This window comes from Dyella sp. A6, from assembly GCF_036320485.1.
In the GTDB taxonomy this organism is placed as follows: Bacteria; Pseudomonadota; Gammaproteobacteria; order Xanthomonadales; family Rhodanobacteraceae; genus Rhodanobacter_A; species Rhodanobacter_A aluminiiresistens.
This window is the reverse complement of sequence record NZ_CP132911.1, coordinates 3,707,012-3,716,880: the sequence shown is the minus strand read 5'-3', so window position 1 is coordinate 3,716,880 and position 9,869 is coordinate 3,707,012. Positions and strand designations below refer to the sequence as shown.

Sequence of the window (9,869 nt, the reverse complement as noted above, 5' to 3'; positions counted from 1 at the left end):
GAATTTCGTCCAGCCACGGCAGGGGCGCTTGCGCGCTTAAGTGGACGGGTAAGTTTAGCAGGAGCGGCCCTGCTTACGTGCAGATATCCACACCTCTGTCCACAAGGCTGTCCACATGCCGGTATCGGGCGTATTTGACACTCTTGTCGCCAACCCCGCATAATCGCAAACCTTTTTCGTCTTTCATCGACCAACTCGGAGTACGCCATGAAGCGGACTTTTCAGCCCAGCAAGCTCAAGCGCGCCCGTACCCACGGCTTCCGCGCCCGTATGGCCACTGCCGACGGCCGCAAGATCCTGAACGCCCGTCGCGCCAAGGGTCGCAAGCGCCTGATCCCGTAAGCGGCCTGCAGATCATGCGTGCCGCCGGCTTGCCGCGCGATGCGCGGCTTCGCCGCGCCGCTGATTTCGCCGCTATGCGACAGGGCAGCGGCCGCCTTGGCGGCCGCTGCTTTTCTGTGCGCTATCGACCGAACAGCGTAGGCCAGCCCCGGCTGGGATTGGCCATTTCCAAGCGCGTTTCCAAGCGCGCAGTCGACCGGAATCGCATCAAGCGACTGGTACGCGAATCCTTCCGGCGTCACCGTGCCGGATTGCCGCCCATGGACCTGCTGGTGATGGCGCGCGAAATCGCCGTCGGCCTGCCGGGACCGGAGCTGCTGGCCGAGATCGATGCGCTCTGGCGCAAGCTTCCACCGTTGAAGCGAGACGGCGCGGCCGCCACAATGGCGTGCTGACCCTGCCCTCCCATTTTCCGCGGCCCGTTGTCGCGGCATCCATGACCGGATCTGTTCGGCGATGAATCAGACGCGCACGTTCCTTCTTTTTGCCCTGATGGCTGTGGCCTATTTCCTGTTCCTGGCCTGGGAAAAGGATTACGGCCCCCACCCGCCTGCTCCGGCCCCGGCAGCGAGCACGCCGGCGGCGACTTCGAGCGGCAGTGCCAGCGGCAGCGTGCCCACGGCGTCGGGTACATCCGTCGCCCCGGCGACGTCCGCACCGGCCATCGCCAATGGTCCTGCGCCGGCCAAGGCGGCCCCGGCCAAGCTCATCACCATCACCACCGATGTGCTGCGACTCACCGTGGATACCCGCGGCGGCACCGTAGTCCGCTCCGAGCTGCTGGACTATCCGGTGACGCCGCGCACCAAGAAAGATCCGGACCCGGCGCCGATCCGTCTGCTCGACGACAATCCTTCGCACTACTTCGCGGCCCAGGATGGACTGGTCAGTGCCGGCAGCGCCGCGCCCGACCACCGTGCGCTGTTCCAGGCCAGCCAGACCCAGTACACGCTGGCGCCGGGCAAGAACACGCTGGCCGTCGACCTGACCTGGACCGACCCTTCGGGGATCAAGGTCGTCAAGCGCTATACCGTGCATCGCGGCAGCTATGTGGTCGACCTCACCCAGCAGATCGACAACGGCAGTGCCAAGGCTTGGACCGGCAACGCCTATCGCCAGCTGCAGCGGGTGGAACCGCCGGCACCGCATTACAGCAACTTCCTGGCCCGGATCTCGGACCAGTCGCGGTTCGGCTTCTTCGGCGCGGCCTGGTATACGCCGGACCAGAAGTTCAACAAGCTCGCCTTCGACAAGTTCAGCAAGGACCCGCTCAGCGTCAGTGCCGCGGGCGGCTGGATCTCGATGATGGAGCAGTACTTCGTCGGTGCCTGGATTCCACCGGCGGGTGAACACGACACCTTCTCTACTGCCGTGGTGAACGACGGCAGCACGCCGCATTACCTGATCCGCAGCGTCGGTCCGCAGATCAGTGTGGCTCCCGGCAAGCAGGGCGAGACCAGCGCGCGCCTGTTCGTCGGTCCGAAACTGCCGGAAGTGCTTTCGGCCACCGCACCGGGCTTCCAGCTGACGGTCGACTACGGCATGTTCAAGATCATCGCCGCGCCGCTGCACTGGGTGCTGGCCAAGCTGGACAAGCTCACCGGCAACTGGGGCGTGTCGATCATCCTGCTGGTGCTGCTGATCAACCTGGCGACCTTCAAGCTGACCAATGCGCAGTACGCCTCGGCGGCCAAGATGCGCAAGCTGAAGCCGCGCATGGATGCCCTGCGCGAGCGCTACGGCGACGACAAGCAGAAGCTGCAGCAGGCCACGATGGAGCTGTACAAGAAGGAGAAGATCAACCCGATCAGCGGCTGCTTCCCGGTGCTGATCACCATTCCGATCTTCTACGGCCTGTACCACGTGCTGCGCGACAGCGTGGAGCTGCGCCAGGCGCCGTTCTTCGGCTGGATCCACGACCTGTCCGCCGCCGACCCGTACTTCGTGCTGCCGATCCTGTACGCGGTGCTGATGCTGTTGCAGCAGTGGCTGATGCCGCCCACCGCCGGCATGGACCCCACCCAGGCGAAGATGATGAAGTTCATGCCGATCATCTTCGCGGTGATCTTCCTGTTCTTCCCTGCGGGCCTGTGTCTGTACTACGTGGTCAACACGCTGTGCCGACTGTTCCAGCAGTGGTGGGTGATGCGCCGCCAGGATGCGCTGGACGCCGCCAAGGCCAAGGCCGCCTGAGCCTGACCGCAGGCCCTGCCTGCAACCGGCCGCGCTCGGGTCACCGGCGCGGCCGGATCGTATAGAGTCCCCGCATGGCCACGTCCACTGACACCATCGCTGCCATCGCCACGGCACCCGGGGCGGCTGGCGTCGGTGTCGTGCGCGTGTCGGGGCCGGCCGTGCCGGACATCGCGCAGACCTTCCTCGGTGGTCCGGCGCGCTCACGGCATGCCCATTTCGTGGCGTTTCGCGATGCGGATGGCGAGCTGATCGACCGTGGCCTGCTGCTCTACTTCGCCGCACCGGCGTCGTATACGGGCGAACACGTTCTCGAGCTGCAGGGACACGGCAGCCCGGTGCTGCTGGACAGCCTGCTGCGACGGTGTTGCGGACTGGGGGCGCGACTGGCCCGTCCCGGCGAGTTCACCGAGCGCGCCTTCCTCAACGGCAAGCTCGATCTGGCCCAGGCCGAGGCAGTCGCCGACCTGATCGCTGCGCGTTCCCGGGCCAGCGCCCGTGCGGCGCTGCAATCGATGGAAGGCGTGTTCTCGCAGCGGGTCGAGGCGTTGCTGCAGGCGTTGATCGCCCTGCGGGTGCATATCGAGGCGGCGATCGATTTCCCCGAGGAAGAGATCGATTTCCTCGCCGACCCGGCGATCACCAGCCAGCTGCAGACACTGCGCGAGGCATTGACCGCACTGCTGCAGGAGGCGCGGCGTGGCCTGCGCCTCAACGACGGTCTGCGGGTAGCGATCATCGGTCGTCCCAACGTGGGCAAGTCCAGCCTGCTCAATGCGCTGGCCGGCAGCGAACGCGCCATCGTGACCCCGATCGCGGGTACCACCCGCGACGTACTGCGCGAAAGTCTTGTGCTCGACGGCATTGCGCTGGAACTGGCGGACACCGCCGGCCTGCGCGATACCGAGGATGAGGTCGAACGCGAGGGCGTGCGCCGCGCGCAGGGCGAACTGCAACGCGCCGATGTGGCAGTGCTGGTCACCGACGACGCGCACGCCGATGCCGATCTTGGTTTGTTCGATGGCCTGCCGGCCGGGACCGAACGGCTGGTGCTGGTCAACAAGATCGACCTGGCCCAGGGCGCGCCGCGACAGCTGCAGCGGGACGGTACGCACTGGCTGTGGATGTCGGCGAAAACCGGAGCCGGGCTCGATGCCGTGCGCGAACGCCTCAGACAGATGGCCGGAGCCGGTGGCGGCGAAGGTGCGTTCAGTGCGCGCCGCCGCCATGTACTCGCGCTCGAGGCCACCGGCCGGCACCTCGATCAGGCTGCCGACGTGCTCCAGTCAGTCCGTGCTGGCGAGCTGGCTGCCGAGGAGCTGCGCCAGGCCCAGCATGTGCTGGGCGAAATCACCGGCGCCTACAGCAGCGACGACTTGCTCGGCGCGATCTTCTCGAGCTTCTGCATCGGCAAGTAACCCGCTGCGAATGTGCGCAGCCGGACAGCTGTGCTCAGCGGTCTTCCGCCACGAACTGCCGCACAGCCTCGGTGGCCTGCGCCACGCTCCACAGATCCGAGCCTGGCCCGATCTGGACTTCGACCATCGTGTAGCCATCCAGGGGCGCCTCGGCGAAGCCGTCGAACAGCCACCATTCGCCCGCTTCGGCCATGCGGCGATGACGTGCGGCAAGCACCTGCGGCTGGCCCGGCAGCCACAGCTGGAAGGCATTGGTATGCGGTCGCTGCGGGTGCACCCGCAGCTGCGGCAGGTGGTTCAATGCCGCGGCCAGTGCGCGCGCCTTTTCGACAAACACCGGCATGCGCGGCGCCAAGCGGTCGAGGCCATCCAGTGCACTGATCGCGTATGGCCAGGCAGTGACCAGATTGCCGCCGTAGCGGTTTTTCCACACACCGAGGGACGCGATGAAATCCGCCGACCCGGCCACCAGCGCGCCGCCCAGGCCGCCCAGTCCCTTGTAGTACGAAACGTAGACGCTGTCGGCGAGCGCGGCCAGTTCGGCCTCGCTGATGCCGTAGCCGGCAGCGGCTTCCCACAGGCGCGCACCGTCGAAATGCAGCGGTATCGCCTGTTCGCGGCACCACGCCGACATCGCGCGCAGTTCATCCAGCGGCGGCAACAGGAAGCCCGCGCGACGCAGCGGAAGCTCCACCACCACGACGGCCAGCGGTTCGGTGACCGCCTGCAGCGCAGCCAGTGAAAAGGGGCTATGACGTCCGAGCCGGATCGCATGCAGGCCAGTGACCCGCTCCACCGCGCCGGCTTCGTCGACATCCATGTGGCTCAACGGGTGGATCGCCACATTGCGACAACCGCGCTGGTCCGCGTAGGCCTGCAGTACGCACAGCTGGGCGGTGACCCCCTTGATGAAGAACCGCCCGCACGGTTTGCCGAGACGCGCTGCGGTCGCCGCTTCCAGCTGCGCCACGGCGCCGCCCGCGCCGTATTCGTCCACGGCGTCCTGTGCGGCAGGATGCGCGGCCAGCTGCGCCATGGTCTCGGCGACGGGTGGTGCAGGCAGACGCGAGAGGACGAAACGGCAGGCTTGCTTGAGTGCGGGATCGGTCATGGGAGCACGGGATGTCTGGGTCGATCCGGCATTGTGCCCGGCTGGCCATGACGGGGCATGCGCCGGTCGGCATGCATCACGCGCTGGATCGTGTGAGTTGTCGATCCAGTTCGTCCTTGCTGGGCATGCCGCTGCGCGCGCCGAGCCGGGTCACGGCCAGTGCCGCGGCCGCGCAGGCCTTGCGTACCGCGACCGGCAGACCTTCGTGCAGGAACACCGCCAGCGCGGCGTTGAAGGTGTCGCCGGCGCCGGTGCTGTCGACGGCCTCGACGCTGAAGCCGGGCTGGTGGACCGGTTCGCCCTGCTCGCGGTACCACGCACCTTCGGCACCACGGGTGAGCACGACCGGACAGGGTGCGTGCCGCATCAGCGCACGGAAATCCTCGGCGGGGTCGGCACCCAGCAGGGTGGCCAGTTCGAGCTGGTTCGGCGTGACATAGCGGGCCAGCTTCAGCCACGCCAGTGGCAGCGGTTGCGCGGGTGCCGGATTCAGGATCACCGGCACCTGCAGGCGCTGGCCCAGTCGCAAGGTCGCTTCGACGGTTTCCAGCGGAATCTCCATCTGGACCAGCACGACGTCGGCAGCGCCGATGGCCGCGTGTGCGGCTTCCACCTGTGCCGGTGTCACCCGCGCATTGGCCGCGGGTACCACCACGATCTGGTTTTCGCCACCAGCCACACTGATCGAGGCCGTGCCGCTGGCGCAGTCGTCCAGCCGGGCCACGTGGGTGGTGTCGATGCCCTCATCGTGCAGGCCATCGCGCAACTGCGTGCCGAGGCTGTCGTCGCCCAATGCGCCGACCAGGGTCACCTCGGCGCCGAGCCGGGCCGCCGCCACCGCCTGGTTGGCGCCCTTGCCGCCCGGAACGCTGAGGAAGCGCTCGCCAAGCAGGGTTTCGCCGGGCGCCGGAAAGCGTGCCGACACGGTGACCAGATCCATATTGATGCTGCCGACGACGGCGATGCGGGTCATGCGGTTCCCTTGACGCGAGTGGGTGGTTCCAGGACTGCAGCGTAATCGCTATGGGCTTGGCGAAGGTATCCCGATCGGGTGGGGCGACGCCAGAACGAAGACGCCCGCCGGGCAAGGGCGGGCGTCGGGCAATCCACAATCCATACGGGTTATACGGACCTGGCGTCAGTGCGCGTGGCCCACACCGGAGTCTCCCTGGGTCAGCGGCGGGGGCATGCCGGCGACGGCCAGCAGGGCCTGCGCATAGCCGTCTTCCATGCTGACCGTGGACACTTCGTCCCAGGCGAAGAACGAGGCTTCGCGCAGCCATTCGGCATCGGGGCTGACTTCCTGCAGGGTGAAGCCATCGTCCTCGACACCGACCAGCCGGCCGATGTAGCAGACCTCGGCTTCGTCCTCGCTGTCCACGTGCACTCCGATCACGGTGGCGGCACGACCGGCGGCCTGCACCACGTCGCGGATCGAATCCAGTGGAAACGCCTTGGGCATGCGGGGAGCCAGCTGCTTCAGGGCCAGCGCCTTCTCCATGAAGGCATGGTGCTTGTCCGGGGCCTCCAGCTCGGTGATGTCGCGATGGCGCATCACGTACAGCCCGTCGTAGGTGATGGTGTCGCCCACCACCCAGAGCAGCACGAATTCGCGGCCCACGCCGCCGACGTAGCCGCAGAAGCTGCCGTGTTCCAGCCCTTCCCGCCACAACCGCACCAGCTGCCGGTTCTCCTGCGCCTCGCGCAGTTGTGCCCGGCGGCTGGTGGTCTTCAGTTCGATCACATTACCCATGGTCGCTATTTTAACAGACGGGACGCGCCGGCTTTGTTTACAGGATGTAGCGGCTCAGGTCTTCGTCCTGGACCAGTGTGCCGAGATTCTTGTCCACTCTTTCGGCGTCGATGAGGTATTTTTCGCCGGATTTGTCTGCAGCTTCGTACGAGATGCCTTCCAGCAGGCGTTCCATCACGGTGTGCAGACGACGGGCGCCGATGTTCTCGGTGCGCTCGTTCACCTGGAAAGCCACCTCGGCCAGCCGGTCGATGCCGGACTCGGCGAATTCGACGGTGACGCCTTCCGTACCGAGCAGGGCTACGTACTGCTTGGTCAGCGCATTGTGCGGCTCGCGCAGGATGCGCTTGAAGTCGTCCACCGACAGCGCCGACAGCTCGACCCGGATCGGCAGACGACCCTGCAGCTCGGGGATCAGGTCCGAGGGACGCGCCAGCGAGAACGCGCCGGACGCGATGAACAGCATGTGGTCGGTCTTGATCGGGCCGTACTTGGTCGACACGGTGGAGCCTTCGACCAGCGGCAGCAGGTCGCGCTGCACGCCTTCGCGGCTGACCCCGGAATGGCCGTAGTCGCTGCGCTGCGCCACTTTGTCGATCTCGTCGATGAAGACGATGCCGTTCTGCTCGGCAACCTCGACGGCGCGGGCGCGGATTTCCTCGTCGTTGAGCAGCTTGCCCGCTTCCTCGTCGATCAGCAGCGGCCGCGCCGCCTTGATCGCCAGCTTGCGCTTCTGGGTCTTGGCGCCGCCGATGTTCTGGAACATCTGCCGCAGCTGCGCGCCCATCTCTTCCATGCCGGGCGGCGACATGATCTCCACGCCCATGTTCAGCGCGAAGTCCAGTTCGATCTCGCGTTCGTCCAGGGCACCTTCGCGCAGCTGCTTGCGCAGCTTCTGACGGGTATCGCTGTCGATCGCCGGTGCCGGCGGAGCATCGTGGCTCCAGTCGCTCGGCTGCTGGCGGCGCGGCAGCAGGGCGTCCAGGATCCGGTCCTCGGCGCGGTCCTCGGCCTGGCTGCGCACACGCTGCACGGCCTGTTCGCGGGTCAGCTTGTAGGCCACGTCGGCGAGATCGCGGACGATCGACTCCACGTCCTTGCCGACATAACCCACCTCGGTGAACTTGGTGGCTTCGACCTTCACGAACGGCGCATTCGCCAGGGTGGCCAGGCGGCGCGCGATTTCGGTCTTGCCCACACCGGTGGGGCCGATCATCAGGATGTTCTTGGGCGTGATCTCGTTGCGCATCGCCGGGTCGAGCTGCATGCGCCGCCAGCGGCTGCGCAGTGCCACGGCCACGGCGCGCTTGGCGTCGTGCTGGCCGATGATGTAGCGGTCGAGTTCGTTGACGATTTCGCGGGGGGTGAGTTCGGACATGGGCCTAGCCGGAAAAGGGAAACAGGTACGGGAGCCAGATGAGCTCGGGCGTGCGGGAAACGGCGACTTACGCGCCCTGTTCCTCTGCTGCAGCGCCCGTCTCCAGCTCTTCGATCGACGTGTTGTGGTTGGTATAGATGCAGATGTCGCCGGCGATCTTCAGTGAACGCTCGACGATGCTGCGTGCATCCAGGTCGGTGTTTTCCATCAGCGCCAGGGCGGCGGACTGCGCGTAGGGGCCACCGGAGCCGATCGCGATCAGGCCGTGCTCGGGTTCCAGCACGTCGCCATTGCCGGAAATAAGCAGCGACGCGCTCTGGTCGGCAACGGCAAGCATCGCTTCGAGGCGACCCAGACGACGGTCGGTGCGCCACTCCTTGGCCATCTCCACCGCGGCGCGGGTGAGGTTGTTGCCGTGCTTGTCGAGCTTCTGCTCGAACAGTTCGAACAGGGTGAAGGCATCGGCGGTGGCGCCGGCGAAACCGGCCAGCACATTGGCGTTCTTGCCCAGCCGGCGGATCTTGCGGGCGTTGGCCTTGGCCACGATGTTGCCCAGCGTGACCTGGCCATCGCCGCCGATCACGACCTTGCCGTTGCGGCGCACGCTGACGATGGTGGTGGCGTGAAAGGATTCCATAAAAGCTCCAGGGTTGAACGCCCCAGATGGGGACGAACCGGCGGGGCTTCAACACACGCGCCTACGGCAGGTGGTTCGGGCAACACGCGTGGGACAGGGGGACAGCGCGCGATGGCGCCGGCACGCGTTACTTGGTCGGCTTGCTACCCGCTTTCGCCCGTGCCCTGGGGTGGGCCGTGTCGTACACCCTGGCCAGATGCTGGAAATCCAGATGGGTGTAGATCTGGGTGGTGGCGATGTCGGCGTGGCCGAGCAGTTCCTGCACGGCGCGCAGGTCACCGGAGGATTCGAGCATATGGCTGGCGAACGTGTGCCGCAGCAGGTGCGGGTGCACCCGCTTGGCGAAGCCGTGTTCCAGCGCCAGGCGCTTCAGTCGCGCCTGTACTGTGCGCGGACTGATCGGGGCGCCGCCGCGACCGCGGAACACCGGGCTTTCCGGGGCGCTGCCCTCGGCGCTGCCCAGCGCGCGCAGTGCTGTCGCCGCCTGCCGGCCTACCGGGACCAGCCGCATCTTGCGGCCTTTGCCGAGCACGCGGACTTCGCCCTCGGCCAGATCCAGATCGCACCAGCGCAGTCCGGTGAGTTCGGATAGGCGCAGTCCGGACGAATAGAAAAGTTCGAGCATTGCGCGATCGCGCAGGCCCAGGCTGCCCTCGCCGCCGCTTTCGACCAGCGCGGTGGCCTCGTCCACGTCCAGTACTTCGGGCAGTTTGCGGTGCACCTTGGGCCCGCGCACGCCGGCGGCAGGGTCGTGTGCCAGCAGGCCTTCGCGGGTGAGCTGGCGGAACAGGCTGCGGCAGGAAGAAAGCAGTCGTTGCAGGCTCTTCGGCGCGAGTCCGGCACGATGTTCGGCGGCGATGAAGCTGCGCAGCTGCTGCGGTTGCAGTGTGTCGAAGCCGGCGATGTCCTGGTTGTCCATCCAGCCGAGCAGTTTCTCCAGATCGCGCCGGTAGCCGGCGACGGTATGCGGTGAAGCCTGCCGCTCGCTGGCGAGGCGGCCCAGCCAGGCCTCGACCTGCGTGCGTGGCGACACGGCC

The 9,869-nt window shown here is 66.9% G+C and carries 10 protein-coding genes; 4 read left to right on the top strand and 6 right to left on the bottom strand.

Annotated elements, in window-relative coordinates:
- Positions 1 to 207: 207 nt before the first annotated feature.
- The 4 genes from rpmH to mnmE all read left to right on the top strand — a co-directional run bounded on the left by rpmH (position 208) and on the right by mnmE (position 3,953).
- Entirely contained in the window at positions 208 to 342 is a 135-nt protein-coding gene (gene rpmH, locus RA164_RS16550; protein WP_008211413.1) for a 50S ribosomal protein L34, read from the top strand.
- A gap of 14 nt (positions 343 to 356) precedes the next feature.
- Positions 357 to 737 (top strand): ribonuclease P protein component, encoded by a 381-nt coding sequence (rnpA, locus tag RA164_RS16545; protein WP_329741942.1) that lies wholly within the window; start codon positions 357 to 359, stop codon positions 735 to 737.
- Positions 738 to 798: 61 nt separating this feature from the next.
- A complete protein-coding gene (gene yidC / locus RA164_RS16540) occupies positions 799 to 2,535 on the top strand; it encodes a membrane protein insertase YidC (RefSeq protein WP_329741941.1) in 1,737 nt (578 codons plus the stop codon).
- A 74-nt stretch (positions 2,536 to 2,609) separates the two neighbouring features.
- Positions 2,610 to 3,953, top strand: coding sequence for a tRNA uridine-5-carboxymethylaminomethyl(34) synthesis GTPase MnmE (gene mnmE / locus RA164_RS16535; protein ID WP_329741940.1), 1,344 nt, complete (start codon positions 2,610 to 2,612; stop codon positions 3,951 to 3,953).
- Positions 3,954 to 3,987: 34 nt separating this feature from the next.
- On the opposite strand, the gene RA164_RS16530 is transcribed toward mnmE, so the two are convergent.
- From RA164_RS16530 to RA164_RS16505, 6 genes are all read right to left on the bottom strand, one after another.
- Positions 3,988 to 5,064: a threonine aldolase family protein gene (locus tag RA164_RS16530; protein ID WP_329741939.1), complete on the bottom strand. Its 1,077-nt coding sequence runs from the start codon at positions 5,062 to 5,064 to the stop codon at positions 3,988 to 3,990.
- Positions 5,065 to 5,140: 76 nt separating this feature from the next.
- Entirely contained in the window at positions 5,141 to 6,037 is an 897-nt protein-coding gene (rbsK, locus tag RA164_RS16525) for a ribokinase (RefSeq protein ID WP_329741938.1), read from the bottom strand.
- A 165-nt stretch (positions 6,038 to 6,202) separates the two neighbouring features.
- Positions 6,203 to 6,817 (bottom strand): hypothetical protein, encoded by a 615-nt coding sequence (locus RA164_RS16520; protein WP_329741937.1) that lies wholly within the window; start codon positions 6,815 to 6,817, stop codon positions 6,203 to 6,205.
- Positions 6,818 to 6,854: 37 nt separating this feature from the next.
- Positions 6,855 to 8,195 (bottom strand): ATP-dependent protease ATPase subunit HslU, encoded by a 1,341-nt coding sequence (gene hslU / locus RA164_RS16515; RefSeq protein WP_329741936.1) that lies wholly within the window; start codon positions 8,193 to 8,195, stop codon positions 6,855 to 6,857.
- A 67-nt stretch (positions 8,196 to 8,262) separates the two neighbouring features.
- Positions 8,263 to 8,832, bottom strand: coding sequence for an ATP-dependent protease subunit HslV (gene hslV, locus RA164_RS16510; protein WP_329741935.1), 570 nt, complete (start codon positions 8,830 to 8,832; stop codon positions 8,263 to 8,265).
- Positions 8,833 to 8,959: 127 nt separating this feature from the next.
- Entirely contained in the window at positions 8,960 to 9,865 is a 906-nt protein-coding gene (locus tag RA164_RS16505; RefSeq protein WP_329743573.1) for a tyrosine recombinase XerC, read from the bottom strand.
- Positions 9,866 to 9,869 lie beyond the last annotated feature (4 nt).